Origin of the sequence: Vibrio sp. 1180_3, from assembly GCF_029478545.1 — a bacterium.
In the GTDB taxonomy this organism is placed as follows: domain Bacteria; phylum Pseudomonadota; class Gammaproteobacteria; order Enterobacterales; family Vibrionaceae; genus Vibrio; species Vibrio aestuarianus.
Window position 1 is genome coordinate 1 of sequence record NZ_SJFM01000274.1, and the last position, 255, is coordinate 255.

Annotated in this window: 1 protein-coding gene; it reads left to right on the forward strand. The window is 46.7% G+C overall.

Annotated elements, in window-relative coordinates:
- On the forward strand, nt 1-255 hold a 255-nt coding region (locus EYW48_RS21830), incomplete at both ends, for a transposase (RefSeq protein WP_277433117.1).

The following is a 255-nucleotide window of genomic DNA, read 5'->3' on the forward strand; positions in this document are numbered from 1 at the left end:
GCTACCGAAAGTCTGCTTGCCAACATTATTTTAGGCAAATATCAGTATGCGCTTCCGCTGTATCGTCAGGAAACCTTGTTCACCCAATCAGGTATCGAGTTATCGAGAACGACCATGGCCAGGTGGGCAATCCAGGTTAGTGAAAAGTTCAAACCGCTTTATCAGGCACTGAAGACTCACTTACTCGAACAAGTGGTGGTTCAGGCCGATGAAACGCCGCTCAATGTGCTCAAGGAAGACAAGCAATGTTATATG